This is a genomic window from Serratia sp. CY84636, assembly GCF_052166245.1.
GTDB lineage: Bacteria > Pseudomonadota > Gammaproteobacteria > Enterobacterales > Enterobacteriaceae > Serratia > Serratia nevei.
Genome location: NZ_JBJNOX010000002.1, coordinates 1,868,321 through 1,886,997 on the forward strand (window position 1 = coordinate 1,868,321; position 18,677 = coordinate 1,886,997).

General features: G+C 59.5%; 17 protein-coding genes. 3 read left to right on the forward strand and 14 right to left on the reverse strand.

Features of this window, described 5'->3' with window-relative positions; all coding sequences use genetic code 11:
• Window positions 1–77: 77 nt before the first annotated feature.
• Window positions 78–1,313: an MFS transporter gene (locus tag ACJ8QI_RS13265; RefSeq protein WP_442532634.1), complete on the reverse strand. Its 1,236-nt coding sequence runs from the start codon at window positions 1,311–1,313 to the stop codon at window positions 78–80.
• 289 nt (window positions 1,314–1,602) lie between these two features.
• On the opposite strand from ACJ8QI_RS13265, the gene ACJ8QI_RS13270 reads away from it, so the two are divergent.
• The 3 genes from ACJ8QI_RS13270 (at window position 1,603) to ACJ8QI_RS13280 (ending at window position 3,248) form a co-directional block, all read left to right on the forward strand.
• Complete coding sequence (locus tag ACJ8QI_RS13270) at window positions 1,603–2,478, forward strand: LysR family transcriptional regulator (protein WP_084827357.1); 876 nt, start codon at window positions 1,603–1,605, stop codon at window positions 2,476–2,478.
• 125 nt (window positions 2,479–2,603) lie between these two features.
• A complete protein-coding gene (locus tag ACJ8QI_RS13275; RefSeq protein ID WP_033635320.1) occupies window positions 2,604–2,864 on the forward strand; it encodes a type II toxin-antitoxin system RelE family toxin in 261 nt (86 codons plus the stop codon).
• A gap of 18 nt (window positions 2,865–2,882) precedes the next feature.
• On the forward strand, window positions 2,883–3,248 hold the full coding sequence (locus ACJ8QI_RS13280; RefSeq protein ID WP_072022352.1) for a helix-turn-helix domain-containing protein: 366 nt from the start codon (window positions 2,883–2,885) through the stop codon (window positions 3,246–3,248).
• Window positions 3,249–3,313: 65 nt separating this feature from the next.
• On the opposite strand, the gene nuoN is transcribed toward ACJ8QI_RS13280, so the two are convergent.
• The 13 genes from nuoN to nuoA form a co-directional block, all read right to left on the reverse strand.
• Window positions 3,314–4,771 carry an NADH-quinone oxidoreductase subunit NuoN gene (nuoN, locus tag ACJ8QI_RS13285; RefSeq protein ID WP_033635324.1) on the reverse strand — a complete coding sequence of 486 codons (1,458 nt, stop codon included), beginning with the start codon at window positions 4,769–4,771 and terminating at the stop codon, window positions 3,314–3,316.
• Window positions 4,772–4,777: 6 nt separating this feature from the next.
• Entirely contained in the window at window positions 4,778–6,307 is a 1,530-nt protein-coding gene (gene nuoM, locus ACJ8QI_RS13290; RefSeq protein ID WP_025303660.1) for an NADH-quinone oxidoreductase subunit M, read from the reverse strand.
• Between the two features lie 95 nt (window positions 6,308–6,402).
• On the reverse strand, window positions 6,403–8,250 hold the full coding sequence (gene nuoL, locus ACJ8QI_RS13295; protein ID WP_019453716.1) for an NADH-quinone oxidoreductase subunit L: 1,848 nt from the start codon (window positions 8,248–8,250) through the stop codon (window positions 6,403–6,405).
• Window positions 8,247–8,549 carry an NADH-quinone oxidoreductase subunit NuoK gene (nuoK, locus tag ACJ8QI_RS13300; protein WP_004936014.1) on the reverse strand — a complete coding sequence of 101 codons (303 nt, stop codon included), beginning with the start codon at window positions 8,547–8,549 and terminating at the stop codon, window positions 8,247–8,249. Before nuoK ends, nuoL begins: the two co-directional genes overlap by 4 nt.
• Complete coding sequence (nuoJ, locus tag ACJ8QI_RS13305; protein WP_004936018.1) at window positions 8,546–9,103, reverse strand: NADH-quinone oxidoreductase subunit J; 558 nt, start codon at window positions 9,101–9,103, stop codon at window positions 8,546–8,548. The genes nuoK and nuoJ overlap by 4 nt, the downstream gene beginning before the upstream one ends.
• 13 nt (window positions 9,104–9,116) lie before the next feature.
• Window positions 9,117–9,659: an NADH-quinone oxidoreductase subunit NuoI gene (nuoI, locus tag ACJ8QI_RS13310; protein WP_025160170.1), complete on the reverse strand. Its 543-nt coding sequence runs from the start codon at window positions 9,657–9,659 to the stop codon at window positions 9,117–9,119.
• Between the two features lie 14 nt (window positions 9,660–9,673).
• Window positions 9,674–10,651 (reverse strand): NADH-quinone oxidoreductase subunit NuoH, encoded by a 978-nt coding sequence (gene nuoH / locus ACJ8QI_RS13315; protein ID WP_004936022.1) that lies wholly within the window; start codon window positions 10,649–10,651, stop codon window positions 9,674–9,676.
• On the reverse strand, window positions 10,648–13,386 hold the full coding sequence (gene nuoG, locus ACJ8QI_RS13320; protein WP_442532635.1) for an NADH-quinone oxidoreductase subunit NuoG: 2,739 nt from the start codon (window positions 13,384–13,386) through the stop codon (window positions 10,648–10,650). The genes nuoH and nuoG overlap by 4 nt, the downstream gene beginning before the upstream one ends.
• A 76-nt stretch (window positions 13,387–13,462) precedes the next feature.
• Entirely contained in the window at window positions 13,463–14,809 is a 1,347-nt protein-coding gene (gene nuoF / locus ACJ8QI_RS13325) for an NADH-quinone oxidoreductase subunit NuoF (protein ID WP_015378579.1), read from the reverse strand.
• A complete protein-coding gene (gene nuoE, locus ACJ8QI_RS13330; RefSeq protein WP_015378580.1) occupies window positions 14,806–15,357 on the reverse strand; it encodes an NADH-quinone oxidoreductase subunit NuoE in 552 nt (183 codons plus the stop codon). Before nuoE ends, nuoF begins: the two co-directional genes overlap by 4 nt.
• A gap of 2 nt (window positions 15,358–15,359) precedes the next feature.
• Window positions 15,360–17,156 (reverse strand): NADH-quinone oxidoreductase subunit C/D, encoded by a 1,797-nt coding sequence (nuoC, locus tag ACJ8QI_RS13335; RefSeq protein ID WP_004936036.1) that lies wholly within the window; start codon window positions 17,154–17,156, stop codon window positions 15,360–15,362.
• Between the two features lie 96 nt (window positions 17,157–17,252).
• Entirely contained in the window at window positions 17,253–17,927 is a 675-nt protein-coding gene (locus ACJ8QI_RS13340; RefSeq protein ID WP_004936039.1) for a NuoB/complex I 20 kDa subunit family protein, read from the reverse strand.
• A gap of 15 nt (window positions 17,928–17,942) precedes the next feature.
• Window positions 17,943–18,380, reverse strand: coding sequence for an NADH-quinone oxidoreductase subunit NuoA (nuoA, locus tag ACJ8QI_RS13345; protein ID WP_025303663.1), 438 nt, complete (start codon window positions 18,378–18,380; stop codon window positions 17,943–17,945).
• Between the last annotated feature and the right edge of the window lie 297 nt (window positions 18,381–18,677).

An 18,677-nucleotide genomic window follows, 5' to 3' on the forward strand; every position in this document is an offset into this window, starting at 1 on the left:
TCATGTGATTAAAATCACAATATAAATGCAATTAAAGAATAATTAATTAAATAAAAGAGATTTCAATCACAAAACTATTAACGTGGGAACCCAGCACGTACCGTCATCCATGCCAACAACAGGCATACCGTGGTGCTGCTAAGGAACAGCAGATGGGTTGCCTGCTGTAGATCGACACGGTCGACCACGATCCCCAGCAAGATAGGCACCCAGTTGGCGATATAAGCGATCACGTAAAACAGCGAAAGCAAACGTGCATGGCTGGCCGGCGGCGAAATCAGGTTTACCAGGGTCGCGCTGCCAACGAAAATGGCGCCGTAAGCATAGCCGGCCACCACCAGCCCCGCAGCCGCCAGCCACAGTGAATGCCACTGGATCGCCACGGCGAATACCACCGCCGCCAGCACCTGCGCCAGGCAACCGAACAACAGCGAATGGCGGGCGTTAAGGCGGCGGCTCAGGATCTGGCTGATACCGGCGATCAACAGATAAACCGCAATCGCATAGCCAAAGACGCCTCGAGCGTGCAGGCCTAACAGCGTTTCCGCCACGCTGGGGCCGATAGCCAAAATGCTGGCGGCCAGGGCCCAACAGATAAACAGCGCCCCGGCACAGACATAGAATTTACCGCCGGTGGCGCGCAGGCCATCGAGCAGCGAGCTTTTTTCTGTCGCAGCCGGCGCAGCATGGGTCGGCGCCGTAACCACGCCACGCGGCCACGAGAACACCACGCCCAACGCAGCCACGGCGGCAATGACCATGATGAAAACGAACGGCAGCGTCGTGGGATGAAAACCGGTCTGCAAAGCGATGCCGCTGAAGATCGGGCCCAGCGCCAATCCTGTGGTAAAGGACAACGTGGCGATCAGCGCGGCGTTTTTACCGCCGTCTCGTGGCCCAAAACGCACCAACGCGATGTTTGCCGCACCGGTCAATGCCCCGGTGCCCACCCCGGCTAACAGTCGTGCCATGAGCATCATGGCAAAGGTATCAGCCCGCGCGAACAGCAGCGCACCGCTCAACACCACCAGCAATGCCGGCACGATCATGCTGCGCAAATCCTTCACTTTGCCGGACAGATTGCCGACGCCGAACAAAGCGATCAGCACGCCGGCGGCGTAAGCGCCGTAAACAACGGTGAGGCTGACGGAGCTCAGCGCAAGCTGCTGCTGATACAGCGGATACAGCGGCGTCGGCGCACTGCTGTTCAGCAATGCCGACATCAGTGCCAATGCCAGGAACAATAGAATACCCATGCGCGATGCCTGCGCGTTTTTCGGCACCGTGTCCTGGATGGCGGTATTTTCTGACATGCTTTAACTCCCAAAGTCGGCAGGTGGCGGCCTGCCATCGACGTTTTTCCTCACCCGACGAGCCGGGAACGGCGCTTATCATAGCGTTACGGCGACGGGCGAAGTATCGTCAAGAATGAATCACCCTGATGCATTCTTGCATCACCGGAGAAATAACCGCCGATGTGCAGGCCGTTAACCGTCTTTGTCTCCCCCCGGACGGAACAACGCTTTATGATAGAAACCGTTATTGTTCGCCTGGCTTGGCCCGTGCCCCACGGTGCCGACAAATCTGCAGAGAGGAAATGGCATGATGAATTGGGACGACGCGCGCTTCTTTTTGGCCGTCGCACGCTGTGGCACGCTACGCAAAGCCGCCAGCCAGCTGCATGTCGATCAGGCGACCGTCGGTCGACGGCTGTCCGCTTTCGAAGATGCGCTCGGCTCCAAGCTGTTTATCCGCACGCCGAAATCCTTCGCCCTCAGCCCGCTGGGGGAGGAGATGCTGGCGGACGTGATGAAGATGGAAAATGCGGTGCAGGCGATCAACCGTAAAGCCGCCAGCGGTGACGAAAGCCTGTGTGGCAACGTGCGCATCGCCACCACCGACACCCTGGCCGAAGCCTTCGTGATGCCGGCGCTGCAAGATCTGCGGGAACGCTACCCCGCCATCACCGTCACGCTGTTAACGGCGCTGAACATCGCCGATATCTCTTACCACGGCGCAGATCTGGCGATCCGCGGCGCCCGCCCCGATGACGACGAGCTGATCATCAAACGCTTAGCCACCATCGAAATGGGTCTGTACGCCTCTCAGCACTACCTGGCGCGGCGCGGCATGCCGGTCAGGGGCGAGCAGCTGCGCGGCCACGATCTGCTGATGTTCCCGCGCGAGCTGGTGCCGCGCCACTGGAACAATTTCTGCGGCGAGGCTCTGCACGAGCCCAACGTCGTGCTGCAATGCAATTCGCAGCTGCTGCTGCGCTCCGCCACCCGCAGCGGGCTGGGCATCGGCCTGCTCTCCGCGTTTTTGGCGGACAAAGACCCGGAGCTGGTGCGCCTGCTCCCGGAGAACAAAGACTGGGTGGATATCTGGCTGGTGCTGCATCCCGATTTGCAACGCGCCGCCCGCGTGCGCGCGGTGGTGCAGGCGCTGGAAACGTCGTTTAGCGTCCATTACGGCTGAGTGCCGACACGTGGAGAAACATCGCTGATGTCTCACGTATCCTTCTTCGTCCAAGATTGAAATAATAAGATATAAAGCTTATTATCTAATCACTGCACAGGACGTGCATTCGGCCCGAGGGAACAATGGCAAAGATCAGCTGGTCACGTAAAGCACTGAAACAATTGATGACACTGCCTTCTCAGAACCGGTTGGCCATTGCGCACAAGGTTGAACTCTTGGGCACTTTCCCGACCGTCAGACTGGACATTAAAAAGCTGCACGGTACCGATAACCAGTACCGTCTACGCGCAGGGAACTACCGCATTATTTTTGAGATCGTCGATGATGAACCTGTCGTGTGCCTGATTCAGCAGGTAAAACGCAGAACATCGACAACTTATTGAAAGTCAGAGGTATGCCGAATGGCGAAGTTACAGTATATCCATGATGACTCCGGCCAGCCGCTCTATGTGGTATTGCCGCTCGATGAGTATAAAAGGCTTGTGAGACAGCAAGAGGACTACGAGCCTCTTCCCTACCATGCCGATAAGCATGATGATGAAACCGTCCCCCATGAAGTCGTTTCCATCATGCTGGATCAAGACGTCAGCTTGATTGCCGCTTGGCGAATTTTCCGTGGCCTCTCGCAATACGATGTAGCGGAAAAATTGGGCACGACACAATCCGCCGTTTCCCAATGGGAAGCCCCTCACTCGAAACCACAAAAGAAAACCCGGGAAAAGCTGGCTGTCCTCTATCGCTGCCAACCGGCACAAATGACGTTGTAATAGCTTCTTTCCCCCGCCCATAAAAAAAGGTCGCCGAAGCGACCTTTTTACCGTCTGAAGCGTTATCAGAACGTCGGCTGAGCCATCTGCACCAGCGAAATCAGCGGCTGCGGATAGACGCCCAACAGCAGCACCAGCGCGGCTGAGATCAGCACCACGACGCCACCGGCGGTCAACGCCCAGTTGTTCGGGGTATCACGTTGCAGTGATTCCGGCGCGCTGAGGAACAGGCTGACGGTCACGCGCAGGTAGTAGTACAGGCCGATGGCGCTGCCTACCACAACTGCGCCGGTCAGCCACCACAGGTGCGCGCTGACGCCCATCGCGATCACGAAGAACTTACCGATAAAGCCCAGCGTCATCGGGATACCGGCCAGCGACAGCATCATCACCGTCATCACCGCGGACAAGATTGGCTTGTGCCAGAACAGACCACGGTAAGAGAACAGCGAATCCGCATCCGGGCCGCGGTACGGGCTGGACATCAGGCTGACCACGCCGAAGGCGCCCAGGCTGCTGAACAGGTAACCGGCCAGGTAAACGCCGGCGGTTTCCAGCGACAGCTGATGGGTTTGCACCGCAATCAGCGCCACCAGCAGGTAGCCCAGGTGAGCGATCGACGAGTAGCCCAGCAGACGCTTGATGTTGGTCTGGCTGATGGCCATCAGGTTACCGAACAAGATAGAGCAGAACGCGATGATCGACAGCACCATGCGCAGCGCCTCGTTGTCGGCGGCCGGGGCATACAGGAACAGACGCATCACGACCGCGAAGATCGCGATCTTGCTGGCGGTCGCCAGGAAGGTCGAGACCGGCGCAGGCGCGCCCTGATACACGTCCGGCGTCCACAGTTGGAACGGCACCAGCGACAGCTTGAAGCCCAGACCGACGATCATCATGCCCATACCGGCCAGGATCAGCGGCTGGTGCATCATGTTTTCCTGCAGGCTCTTGCCGAGGCCGGCCAGCGACAGATCGCCGGACTCGGCATACAGCAGCGCCATACCGAACAGCAGGAACGACGACGCGGCGGCGGACAGCAGCATGTACTTGATGGCGGCTTCCAGCGGGCGCTTCTGGCGGTAGGCGTAGCCCACCAGGCCGAACAGCGGCAGCGAGATCAGCTCGATACCGATGAACAGCGAAGCCAGATGGTTGGCGCTCGCCAGCAGGATGCCCCCCATGGCGGCGATCAGCACCAGCAGGTAGAACTCTTCGCGGTTATCCGGATAGCCGACCAGCCAAGGATAGGCGAAGGTGCAGGTCGCCAGACTCGCCAGCAGCACCAGCCCGGTGTAGAACATCGAGTAACCGTCAACCCGCAGCAGCGGGGTGACGTCCATTGGGCCTGCCTGGCCGACAAAGTACAGCGAAAGCAGCGCCAGGTTGAGACCGATCACGGTCAGGGTGGCGTTGATAAAGTGGTCGCGTCGCCACGCAATGCCTAGCATCACAACCACCACCGTCAATCCGACGATCAACAGCGGCAGCAGTGCGATCAGTTGTTGAGGAGTTATTGTCATGGCGAATTACGGCCTTGTTGTTGAAATTGCTGAAACTGACGAACCAAACCAGTGTTGCACGTTGCTCATCGCCGCGTTGGAAGTATCCAGAATCGGCTGCGGGTAAACCCCCAGCAGAACCAGCAACACCACCAGCAGCAGAATGATGAACAGCTCGCGCGCGGTCATGCCCTGCAGCGGCTGGTCGGATTTAGGCGCACCGTAATAAGCGCGCTGCATCATGATCAGCGAGTAAACCGAAGCGAACACCAGACCGAAGGTAGAAATCACGGTGATCACCGGCACGACCTGGTAGCTGCCGAACAGAATCATGAATTCGCCGACGAAGTTACCGGTACCCGGCATCCCCAGCGTAGCCACGGCGAAGAACAGCGACAGCGCAGGGATGAATTTGATCCGCCCCCACAGGCCGCCCATCTGACGCATGTCGCGGGTATGCAGACGCTCATACAGCTGGCCGCAGATGATAAACATACCGGCGGCGGACAGACCGTGCGCGATCATCTGGATCACCGCGCCCTGGTAAGCCAGCTGGCTGCCGGTGTAGATGGCGATCAGCACGAAGCCCATGTGCGAAACCGAGGTGTAGGCGATAAGACGCTTGATGTCGGTCTGCGCGAACGCCATCCAGGCGCCGTAGAAGATGCCGATCACGCCCAGCCACATGGCGATTGGCGCAAACTCGTGCGAAGCCTCAGGGAACAGCGGCAGGCTGAAACGCAGCAGGCCGTAGGCCGCCGTTTTCAGCAAGATGCCCGCCAGGTCGACGGAACCTGCGGTCGGTGCCTGGCTGTGCGCGTCCGGCAACCAGCCGTGCAGCGGCACCACCGGCATTTTCACCGCGAAGGCGATGAAGAAGCCCAGCATCAACAGATATTGCACGTTGTGGGACATCGGCGTTTGCAGCAGGTCTTCGTAATCGAAGGTCCATACGCCGGTCGCGTTGTAGTGCACGAACACCAGGCCCAGGATCGCAATCAGCATCACCAGACCGCTGGCCTGGGTGTAGATGAAGAACTTGGTCGCCGCGGTGATACGGGTTTTACCGTCCGACGCCTTGTGGCCCCACAGCGCGATCAGGAAGTACATCGGCACCAACATCATTTCCCAGAAGAAGAAGAACAGGAACATGTCGATGGCGAGGAACACGCCGATAACGCCGCCCAGGATCCACAGCAGGTTGAGGTGGAAGAAGCCCTGATACTTCTGGATTTCACGCCAGGAACAGAGGATCGCCAGCACGCCCAGCAGACCGGTCAACACCACCATCAGCAGCGACAGGCCGTCCAGCGCCAGGTGGATGGAGATGCCGAAGCGTGGGATCCACGGCAGCAGGAATTCGCTCTGCCACTGCGGAATGCCTTTCGGCGTGGTCAAGGTATAGCCGCCCTGCATCCACAGCTGCAGAGAGAGCGCCAACGTCAGCCCCATTGCGATCAGCGCTATCCAGCGCGGCACCTTAGTACCGAAGCGCTCAAGCTGCCAGCACAGCAGACCGCCGATAAAGGGGATAAGAATTAGCCAAGGTAATAGCATGGCGTTTTGTGTCCCTTATACGAATAATTTCAAACTTTGTACGTAGCGCCTGCCCGGCGCTACGCCCGAAAAATGCGTCTGTTTAAATTATTCAATTAAACCAAAATCAACAGAGCCAATACGACCACTGCACCCACACCCATAGACGCTATATACCAACGCACCTGACCGTTCTCGCTCACCGTCAGACCGCGGTTCCCCCAGCGGGAGAAGACGGCCGGCAGGTTCATCAGCGAGTTCAGCGGATCGCGCTGCAGCAGCTTCGCAATGCCCAGGTACGGCTTGACGAACACTTTGTCATACAGCCAGTCGAAGCCCCAGGCATGGAACCACCAGGTCGAGAAGAAACGCCCTGGCGCGCTGTTGGCGATGCTGTTGACCAGGCTGCGTTTGCCCAGCCACAGCGCGGCCGCCAGCAGAATGCCGACGATAGCTACCACGCCGGAGGTGATTTCAAGCGTCAGCACGCTGCCGTGCGCCAGCTCGGTCGTATCCGGCAGCACGCCCTGCAACGGCGGCACGATCATCGCGCCGACGAAGGTGGACAGCACCAGCAGAACCAGCAGCGGCAGGTGGTGAGTGATGCCTTTACCGGCATGCGCTTTGATTTTCTCTTCGCCATGGAACACGATGAAAATCATACGGAAGGTGTACAGCGAGGTCATGAACGCACCGACCAGGCCGGCCACCATCAGGTTGATGTGGCCGTTGGCCATCGCGCCCGCCAGGATCTCGTCCTTACTGAAGAAGCCGGCCGTGACCAGCGGCAACGCAGACAGCGCCGCGCCACCCACCAGGAAGCAGACGTACACCAGCGGGATGCTCTTGCGCAGGCCGCCCATCTTGAAGATGTTTTGCTCATGGTGGCAGGCCAGGATCACCGAACCGGACGACAGGAACAGCAGCGCCTTGAAGAACGCGTGGGTCATCAGGTGGAAGATCGCCGCGTCCCATGCCTGCACGCCCAGCGCCAGGAACATGTAACCGATCTGGCTCATGGTGGAGTAAGCGAGCACGCGCTTGATGTCGGTCTGCACCAGCGCGGCGAAGCCGGCCAGCAGCAGAGTGACCGCACCGACGATGCCCACCAGGTGCAGCACTTCCGGCGCCATCAGGAACAGGCCGTGCGTGCGGGCGATCAGGTAGACGCCTGCGGTCACCATGGTTGCCGCGTGGATCAGTGCAGAAACCGGGGTTGGGCCCGCCATCGCGTCCGCCAGCCAGGTTTGCAACGGCAGCTGCGCCGATTTACCGACCGCGCCGCCCAGCAGCATCAGCGTCGCCCAGGTGATGGCCGTATCGCCCACCGCCAGTTTCTGCGGCGCCAGGATCATCAGCTCACGGATGTTCAGCGTGCCCAGCTCGTTGTAGAGGATGAACAGCGCGAACGCCAGGAACACGTCGCCCACGCGGGTGACGATAAAGGCTTTCATCGCCGCCGCGCCGTTGGCCGGATCTTTGTAGTAGAAGCCGATCAACAGGTAGCTGCACAGGCCCACGCCTTCCCAACCCAGATACATCAGCAGCAGGTTGTCCGCCAGCACCAAGACCACCATGCTGGCGATAAACAGGTTGGTGTAGGCGAAGAAGCGCGAATAGCCCTCTTCACCGCGCATGTACCAGGAAGCGAACATGTGGATGAAGAAGCCGACGCCGGTGACCACCGACAGCATGGTCAGCGACAGGCCGTCCAGCACCAGAGTCACGCCGATATTGAAGTTGCCGACGGCCATCCAGGTCCACAGGCTTTGCTCGAACAGCTGCACGCCGGCGGCTTTCTGGGCGAAGAAATCCATCGCCACATACACCGTGACCAGCGCAGCCAGGCCGATAGAGCCCACGCCGACGGTGGCCGCCGTGTTCTCAGACCAACGACCGCGGGAAAATGCCAACAGCAGGAACCCGATCAGCGGTAGCAGAATTGTTAAATATAATAGGTTCATCCGCGCATCTCACTGACAGTATCAATATTCAGGGTATGACGACGACGGTAGAGCTGCAGCAGCAGCGCCAGGCCGATACTGGCCTCGGCTGCCGCCAGGCTGATCGCCAGGATGTACATCACCTGCCCGTCCGCCTGGCCCCAGTAGCTTCCCGCCACGATAAACGCCAACGCCGCAGCGTTGATCATCACTTCCAGGCTGATCAGCATAAACAGCAGGTTGCGGCGCACCAGCAGCCCGGTCAACCCGAGCACAAACAGGATAGCCGCCAGGATCAGGCCGTGTTGAAGAGGGATCATGCTTGCTCCTCCGATTTTCTTCTCGCCATTTCGCCACCCACCGGCGCGTTGCTCAGCACCTCGCCAGGCTTGTGCTCGCGGCCGATATGGAAGGCGACAACCAGCCCCGCCAACAGCAGCATTGAAGCCAGCTCAACCGCCAGTACGTAAGGCCCGAACAGGCTGATGCCCACCGCCTTCGCGTCGACCATCTCACCGCTGATGCCCTGATCGGATACGCTGCGGATCGCGACGATCAATACCACCAGCAGCGCCAGTGACAGCAGGCCAGGCCCGATCCACACCGTCGGCTTCATCCAGTCGCGCTCTTGCTGCTGCACGTTGCCGAGGTTCAGCATCATCACCACGAACACGAACAGCACCATGATGGCGCCCGCATAAACGATGATTTCCAACGCGGCGGCAAAGTAGGCGCCGAGAGAGAAGAAGACTGCCGAGATCGCCAATAACGAGACGATCAGATACAGCAGCGCATGCACAGGGTTGGTATGGGTGATCACGCGAATCGTCGCGGCCACCGCAATCAAACCTGCCAGGTAAAATGCAATTTCCATGCTTGCTGGCTCCTTAGGGCAACAGACCTTTGACGTCGATCGGTTTGGCTTCGTTTTCGGCTTCGCCTTTGGCTTTGCCGTCAATCGCCATACCGGCCATCCGGTAGAAGTTATATTCCGGATATTTACCCGGCCCCGAGATCAACAGATCTTCTTTTTCGTACACCAGATCCTGACGCTTGTACTCACCCAGTTCGAAATCCGGCGTCAGCTGGATAGCGGTAGTCGGGCAAGCCTCTTCGCACAGGCCACAGAAAATGCAGCGCGAGAAGTTGATGCGGAAGAACTCCGGATACCAACGGCCGTCTTTCTGCTCCGCTTTTTGCAGCGAGATACAGCCGACCGGGCAGGCCACCGCACACAGGTTACAGGCGACGCAGCGCTCTTCGCCGTCCGGATCGCGCGTCAGCACGATGCGGCCACGGTAGCGCGGCGGCAGGTAAACCGGTTCTTCCGGATACATCTGGGTTTCGCGCTTGGCGAAGGCATGCATGCCAATCATCCAAATGCTGCGCACCTGGGTGCCGAAACCAACCACTAACTCTTTCAATGTCATGGTTTATTCACCCCTTATTGAGCGTTGTACAAAATGACCGCGGCGGTTGCCAGCAGGTTCAGCAGCGTCAGCGGCAGGCACACTTTCCAGCCGAAGGACATCACCTGGTCATAACGCGGACGCGGCAGCGCGGCACGGATCAGGATGAACATCATCATGAAGAAGGCCGTTTTCAACGCGAACCAGATGAATGGCGGCAGGAACGGACCCTGCCAGCCGCCGAAGAACAACGTCACAATCAGGGCGGACACGGTGACGATACCGATGTATTCCCCCACGAAGAACAGACCGAACTTCATGCCGGAATATTCGATGTGGTAACCGTCGGCCAGTTCCTGCTCGGCTTCCGGCTGGTCAAACGGGTGACGGTGGCACACCGCCACGCCGGCGATCGCGAAGGTCACGAAGCCGAAGAACTGCGGAATGACGTTCCAGACGTGCGCCTGGGATTCAACGATGGCCTGCATGTTGAACGAATCCGCCTGCATCACCACGCCCATCAGCGACAGGCCGATGAACACTTCGTAGCTCAGGGTTTGCGCGGAGGCGCGCATCGCGCCCAACAGCGAGTATTTGTTGTTGCTCGACCATCCGGCGAACAGCACGGCGTACACCGCCAGGCCGGCCATCATCAGGAAGAACAGAATACCGATGTTGAGATCGGACACCGCCCAGGTCGGGCTGACCGGAACGATGGCAAATGCCAGCAACAGGGAAGTAAAGGCGATCATCGGCGCCAGGGTGAAGATCACCCGGTCGGAGAATCTCGGTACCCAGTCTTCCTTGAAGAACATTTTGATCATGTCGGCGACCAGCTGCAGCGAGCCGCCCCAGCCTACGCGGTTCGGTCCGTAGCGGTTCTGGAACAGGCCGAGCAGACGGCGTTCGCCGAAGCTCATGAATGCCCCGCACGCCACGACCACCAACAGGATCACGACCGCTTTAAGAATGGCGATCAGAATGTCGATCACCTCAGGGGTAAACCAGCTCATCGTGCTGCCTCCCGCAGATTGTCTACCTTAGCACCCACCAAGATCGGCGGGATCCCTGGCAAGCCGAGCGGCAAACCAACCTGGCCCTGGGTCAGGGTTTCACTCAGACGCACCGGCAGACGCAGGGTCTGGCCCGCACAACTGAACTCCACCAGGCTGCCCGCGTTGACGCCAAGCGTCGCCGCGTCGGCCGGGTTGACCATCACGTAGGCTTCCGGCATGCGCTGCTGGATCACGTGAGAGCGCTGCGACATTTCGTCGCTGCCGAACAGGTGGTAGTAAGGCGCGACACGCCAGCCGTCGACCGGATTGAACGCGGCAGGCACGCGATCGAAGTAACCGAGGCTGCCCTCCCCCGCTTCGATCAGGCGCACGCCCGGATCGCCGTGGCGCAGTTTGCCGCCCACTTCGGCCTGGAACTTGTTCCATGCCTGCGGTGAGTTCCAGCCTGGTGCCCAGGCGAACGGGATCTGCTGACGATCGGCCAGCGGGCTGTTGTTCCCTTCCATCGAGAAGGCGAACATGGTGTCTTTATCCTGTGGCTGACGCGGCTCGTGCACGCTGATGTTGGCGCGCATGGCGGTACGGCCGCTGGAGCGGTGCGGCGAACGCGCCAGCTTCTGACCGCGAATGCGGAAAGTCGCGTCCGGCGCAGCGTCGACGATGCCCTGCAGCTGCGGCAACGCGGCAACGCAAGCGGTGATCACGTCATCGAGCTGGGTCCAGTCCACGTGGCGGCTGGTGTAGGTGGAGTGCAGCGAGTGCATCCAGCGCCAGCTTTCCAGCATCACGGTGAACTGATTCTTCTTGGCGTCGTCGTAGTAAGCCGGATCGTATACCTGGAAGAAGCGCTGCGCGCGGCCTTCCTGGTTGATCAGCGTACCGTCGCTCTCGGCGAAGCTGGCCGAGGAGAGGATCAGGTTGGCTTTGTCCATGATCGCAGTGCGCTGGTGGTCGGCGACGATCAGGTTGTTGACCTTGGCCAACGCCGCATCCACCTGCGCCGCCGGCGCATGACGATAGAGATCGTTTTCCATCACGATGGCGGTGTCTGCTGCGCCGCTCGCCAGCTGTTCCAGCGCCTGATCGAGCGAACCGCCGCCGATCATCGCCAGGCCCATGCTGTTGGCTGCGCCCGCCACGAAGGTGATGCCGACATCGGAACCGCGGCCCTTCAACGCTTTGGCGATGTTGGCCGCCGCTTCGATGATGGCTTCGCTGCCGGCGTTGCTGCCGGTCACGATCAGCGGTTTGCGTGCGCCGGTCAGCGCCTGCACGATGATATCGACTTTCTTGTTCAGGCCTTCAGCCAGATCGTTCACCGCCGGCGCCGCGCTGTCCAGCGCGTGAGCGATGGCGAAGCCGAAGCGCGCCTGTTCGTCCACCGGCGCGCGGTAATTCCAGGCGGCGATGTCGTCCAGACGGGTGTTGTCGACGTTGGTGGTGAACAGAGGGTACTTGGCGTGCTGACCGATGTTCTGCACCGCCGCGATCTGCCAGTCGGCCACGCGTTGCGCCGCCGCCATCGCGCGGGCTTTCCCCTTGACGGCCTGGCGCACGGACAGCGCGATACGCGCACCGGTTTGCGTCAGGTCTTCGCCCAGCACCAGCACCGCGTCGTAATCTTCGATCTCACGCAGCGCCGGCGTATGGACGCCGCCGTTTTTCAGCACGTTCAGCATCAGCGCAAGGCGTGATTGCTCCGCCTGAGCGATACCGGTGTAGTAGTTCTCGGCGCCGACCAGCTCGCGCAGCGCGAAGTTGCTTTCCAGGCTGGCGCGCGGGGAGCCGATGCCGATGGTTTTCTTCGCCTGACGCAGGATGTCCGCCGCGCCCTGCATCGCCTGCTCGGCGTTCAGGGTGATCCAGTCATCGCCGCGCAGCTGCTGCGGTTGACGCGGACGATCTTTCTGGTTGACGTAGCCGTAACCGAAACGGCCGCGGTCGCACAGGAAGTAGTGGTTCACGCTGCCGTTGTAACGGTTTTCGATACGGCGCAGCTCGCCATAGCGTTCGCCCGGGCTGGTGTTACAGCCGATGCTGCACTGCTGGCAAATGCTCGGCGCGAACTGCATGTCCCATTTACGGTTGTAGCGTTCGGAGTGCGTTTTGTCGGTGAATACGCCGGTCGGGCACACTTCCACCAGGTTGCCGGAGAACTCGCTTTCCAGCGTGCCGCTTTCCGGGCGACCGAAGTAGACGTTGTCGTGCGCGCCGTACACGCCGAAGTCGGTGCCGTCCGCATAGTCTTTGTAGTAACGCACGCAGCGGTAGCAGGCGATGCAGCGGTTCATCTCATGCGAGATAAACGGCCCCAGCTCCTGGTTGTTGTGGGTGCGTTTGGTGAAGCGGTAGCGGCGGAAGCTGTGGCCGGTCATTACCGTCATATCCTGCAGGTGACAGTTACCGCCTTCTTCACAGACCGGGCAATCGTGCGGGTGGTTGGTCATCAACCACTCGACCACGCTTTCACGGAACTGCTTCGCTTCGCCGTCATCGATGGAGATGAAGGTGCCGTCGGATGCCGGGGTCATACAGGACATCACCAAACGGCCGCGCGTATCTTCCGCGTTTTGGTATTGCTTTACCGCACATTGGCGGCAAGCGCCGACGCTTCCCAGCGCCGGATGCCAGCAAAAGTAAGGAATATCAAGGCCGAGGGAAAGACAAGCCTGCAGCAGGTTGTCCGCTCCGTCTACCTCATACTCTTTGCCGTCTACATGAATCGTAGCCATAGTCAGCATGCTTCCAAGTGGCCTGCCTTGCGGCAGGCGTTAATCAAAAATTCTGGCCGTGTTCGGGCGAGTCGGCTTACCAGCGCTGCTTCAGCAGATTGTTCGGCTGAATGCCGCCAATCGCATGGGCGTTGCCGAAGTGCTGCACGGCGATGCCCGCCTCGAACTCTTCACGGAAATATTTAATCGCGCTTTGCAGTGGCTCTACGGCACCTGGCGCGTGGGCGCAGAAGGTTTTGCCCGGGCCGAGGGAACGGCACAGCTGTTCGAGGGTTTCGATATCCCCCGGCTGCCCTTCGCCGTTTTCCAACGCACGCAGGATCTTCACGCTCCACGGCAGGCCGTCGCGGCATGGCGTACACCAGCCGCAGGACTCGCGGGCGAAGAACTCTTCCAGGTTACGCACCAGCGGCACCATGCCGATCTCATGGTCTACCGCCATCGCCAGCGCGGTGCCGAGACGGCTGCCGGCTTTGCCGATCGCGCCGTATTCCATCGGCAGATCGAGGTGATCGGCGGTCAGGAAGTCGGTCCCCGCACCGCCCGGCTGCCAGGCTTTGAAGCGCAGACCGTCGCGCATGCCGCCGGCGTAGTCTTCCAGGATCTCGCGCGCGGTGGTGCCGAACGGCAGCTCCCAGACGCCCGGATTTTTCACCCGGCCGGAGAAGCCCATCAGCTTGGTGCCTTTGTCTTCACTGCCGGAGATGCCGGTGTACCACTCCACGCCGTTCGCCAAAATGGCCGGCACGTTGCACAGCGTTTCGACGTTGTTGACGCAGGTCGGCTTGCCCCATACGCCGGCGCTGGCCGGGAATGGCGGCTTGGAACGCGGGTTGGCGCGGCGGCCTTCCAGCGAGTTGATCAGCGCGGTTTCTTCGCCGCAGATGTAACGGCCGGCGCCGGTGTGCACGATCAGCTCGAAATCGAACCCGGTGCCGAGAATGTTCTTGCCCAGATAGCCGGCTTCGGTGGCTTCCGCGATGGCGCGACGCAGGTGCGCCGCCGCTTCGATGTACTCACCGCGCAGGAAGATGTACCCACGGTAGGCTTTCAGCGCGAACGCGGAGATCAACATGCCTTCCACCAGCAGATGCGGCAGCTGCTCCATCAGCAGGCGGTCTTTATAGGTGCCCGGCTCCATTTCATCGGCGTTACACAGCAGGTAACGGATGTTCATGGATTCGTCCTTCGGCATCAGGCTCCACTTCAAACCGGTGGAGAAGCCCGCGCCGCCGCGGCCCTTCAGCCCGGAGTCTTTCACCAGGCCGACGATCTCGTCCGGGGCCAGGCCTTTGAGGGCCTTTTCTGCGCCGGCATAGCCGTTTTTGCTGCGGTACTCGTCCAGCCACAGCGGCTGCTTGTCATCGCGCAGACGCCAGGTCAGCGGATGCGTTTCGGGAGTGCGTACAATGTGCTTGGTCATTGATACTGCTCCAGTAGCGTCTCGATATCTTCAGGCTTCAGCTGACTGTGAGTGTCGTCATCAATCATCATGGTCGGCCCTTTATCGCAGTTGCCCAGACAGCAGGTCGGCAACAGCGTGAAGCGGCCATCAAAGGTGGTTTGACCCGGCTTGATGTTCAGCTTCTTCTCGATAGCGGCCTGAATGCCCTGGTAACCGGTGATGTGACAAACAACGCTGTCACAATAACGGATCACGTGACGTCCTACTGGCTGACGGAAAATCTGGCTGTAGAACGTGGCCACGCCTTCTACGTCGCTGGCGGGGATGCCCAGCACTTCCGCGATGGCGTAAATCGCACCGTCCGGAACCCAGCCGCGCTGCTTCTGCACAATTTTCAGTGCTTCGATGGAAGCGGCGCGCGGATCCTCGTAATGGTGCTTTTCGTGCTCGATCGCATCACGTTCTTCCGCGCTCAGTACAAATGCATCAACGCCGCTCTGAGGAGCGGCTGCGTTGATGGGCTCGAGCGCATCATTGACTGCGTGATTGTCTTTTTGATCATGCATAGTTAGCGGTCCACATCTGACATTACAAAATCGATACTACCCAGATAGACGATCAGGTCGGAAACCAGGCTGCCACGGATGACCGATGGGATCTGCTGCAGGTGCGCAAAGCTCGGCGTACGTACCCGGGTGCGGTAGCTCATGGTGCTGCCGTCGCTGGTCAGGTAGTAGCTATTGATCCCTTTGGTGGCTTCAATCATCTGGAATGATTCGTTGGCTGGCATCACCGGACCCCAGGAAACCTGCAGGAAGTGGGTGATCAGCGTTTCAATATGCTGCAGCGTGCGCTCTTTCGGCGGCGGCGTGGTCAGCGGGTGATCGGCCTTGAACGGGCCTTCCGGCATGTTGTTCAGGCACTGTTCGAGAATGCGCAGGCTCTGGCGCAGCTCTTCCACCTTCAGCATCACGCGGGTGTAGCAGTCGCTGGTGCCGTCGCCGACCGGCACTTCGAAGTCGAAGTTCTCGTAGCCGGAGTACGGACGCCATTTACGCACGTCGAACTCGACGCCGGTGGCACGCAGGCCGGCGCCGGTCACGCCCCACTCCAGCGCTTCTTTGGCGTTGTAAGAGGCTACGCCGATGGAACGGCCTTTCAGGATGCTGTTCTTCAGCGCCGCTTTCACGTAGGAGTCCAGACGCTTCGGCATCCAGTCGAGGAATTCACGCAGCAGGCGATCCCAGCCGCGCGGCAGATCGTGCGCGACGCCGCCGATGCGGAACCAGGCCGGGTGCATACGGAAACCGGTGATCGCTTCCACCAGATCGTAGATTTTCTGACGGTCGGTAAAGGCGAAGAACACCGGGGTCATCGCGCCGACGTCCTGAATGAAGGTGGAGATGTACAGCAGGTGGCTGTTGATGCGGAACAGCTCGGACAGCATCACGCGGATGGTGTCGACGCGCTCAGGCACCTTGATGCCGGCCAGCTTCTCGACCGCCAGCACATAAGGCATTTCGTTCACGCAGCCGCCGAGGTACTCGATACGGTCGGTGTACGGAATGTAGCTGTGCCAGGATTGACGCTCGCCCATCTTCTCGGCGCCGCGGTGGTGATAGCCGATATCCGGTACGCAGTCGACGATCTCTTCGCCGTCCAGCTGCAGAATGATGCGGAACGCACCGTGCGCGGACGGGTGGTTCGGGCCGAGGTTGAGGAACATGAAGTCTTCGTTCTCGGTACCGCGCTTCATGCCCCAGTCTTCCGGCTTGAAGGTCAGCGCTTCCATCTCCAGATCTTCTTTCTGCTTGGTCAGCACGAAAGGATCGAATTCGGTGGCGCGCGCCGGGTAGTCCTTGCGCAGCGGGTGCCCTTCCCAGGTCTGCGGCATCATGATGCGCGACAGGTGCGGGTGGCCGTCGAAGGTGATGCCGAACATTTCCCAGGTTTCGCGCTCGTACCAGTTGGCGTTCGGGAACACCTTGGTCGCCGTCGGCACGTGCAGGTCTTTTTCAGACAGCGCCACCTTCAGCATGATGTCGCGGTTGCGTTCGATGGAAATCAGATGGTAGAAAACGGAGAAATCCGCAGCGGGCAGGCCGTCGCGGTGGGTGCGAAGACGTTCGTCCACGCCATGCAGATCGAACAGCATGACATACGGCTTCGGCTGTTTTCTCAGGAACGTCATTACTTCCAGCAACTGGTCAGGTTTAACCCATACCACGGGCATGCCGGTACGGGTGGCCTGAACAGTAAAGGCTTCCGGCCCAAAACGGTTGCGCAGTTCGCCGATCACCGGGTCGTCAAGGTGATCTCGGGTCTGCCAGGCAGGCAAGGCGTCGTGCGTCGTCAAATCTGTCATAATTTTTTTTCACCACACTAAAGGGTTATTCGCCGCAAGTTTCACTTTTCGCTGTGTTAACCAATAGCGCACTAAGATGGACGTTAAATGAACGTCTTAAATCTCGTCAGGCGTCCGGAGGTTGGTCACCGCGATGCGTTCGCCGTGTTTACGCTCTCTTTCAGACTGCATATTGGCGCGGTAAACGCCCTGATCGCCGACAACCCACGACAGCGGGCGACGTTCTTTGCCGATGGATTCCTGCAGCAGCATCAGCGCTTGCATGTAGGCTTCCGGACGCGGCGGGCAGCCGGGAATGTACACGTCGACCGGCAGGAACTTGTCCACGCCCTGCACCACGGAATAGATGTCGTACATGCCGCCGGAGTTGGCGCAGGCGCCCATCGAGATCACCCACTTAGGCTCCAGCATCTGCTCGTACAGGCGTTGGATGACCGGGGCCATCTTGGTGAAACAGGTACCGGCCACCACCATCAGGTCAGCCTGACGCGGGGAGGCGCGCAGTACTTCCGCACCGAAACGCGCCACGTCGTGAACGGCGGTAAACGACGTCACCATCTCCACGTAACAGCACGAAAGGCCGAAGTTATACGGCCAAATAGAGTTTTTACGCCCCCAGTTCACCATGTCATGCAGCGCATGTTCGAGTTTACCCATGTAAACCGTGCGGTGGACCTGTTGTTCCAGGGGATCGGCGACGATCTCCTGTTTTTGCAGGGGATAACGGTCGTTCTCACCGTTCGGGTCTATGCGGGTGAGCGTATAGTCCATCTTAATGCCTCGCTGTTACTGCGGATGACTGTTGGTGTTAGTGATCGTGCTCGGTTTGCTGCGGCGTTGGGAACGCGCCGGAGTCCAATCCAACGCGCCGATGCGCACCAGATAAACCAGACCGGCCAATAGCACCAAAATGAAAATGGCGGCTTCGATAAAGCCTACCCAACCGCTCTCGCGAACCGAGACCGACCAGGCATACAGGTATAAGGCTTCAACGTCGAAAATAACGAAGAACATGGCCACCAGGTAGAACTTGGCGGACAAGCGCATGCGCGCCGTACCGACCGAGTCGATGCCTGATTCAAACGGGGTGTGTTTGGCGCGCGCCCGGGCTCTCCCGCCCAAGAAGAACGCACCCAGCAGCATTAAGCCGCAAAGCCCGATAGCCACGACGAGAAATACGGCGAGCGCCCAGTGATGAGCGATAACTTCAGTGGTTGTTGACATACTCTATGCTTACTCATCAAAAGTGGCGTCGATCGCGCTGCTCTTGTCACCGGCAGTTAGTGCGCCACATCGATTTAAGGGAAGGATAAATAACCACACAAACAAACTGCTTTTACAGCGAGTTAGGCAGCGTTTTTCTGTGGGCTTTTTACTCCTTTCTATAACCTTTTGTCAACTTTGACAAAAGTATCTACACACTAGTTTACATACGTATCATTTGATTAACATTTGATGCGCCAGGGGCTGGCTAAATCGTGTCAGTTAATTTTTGTGTAGAAACAGATAGATATAAACCAA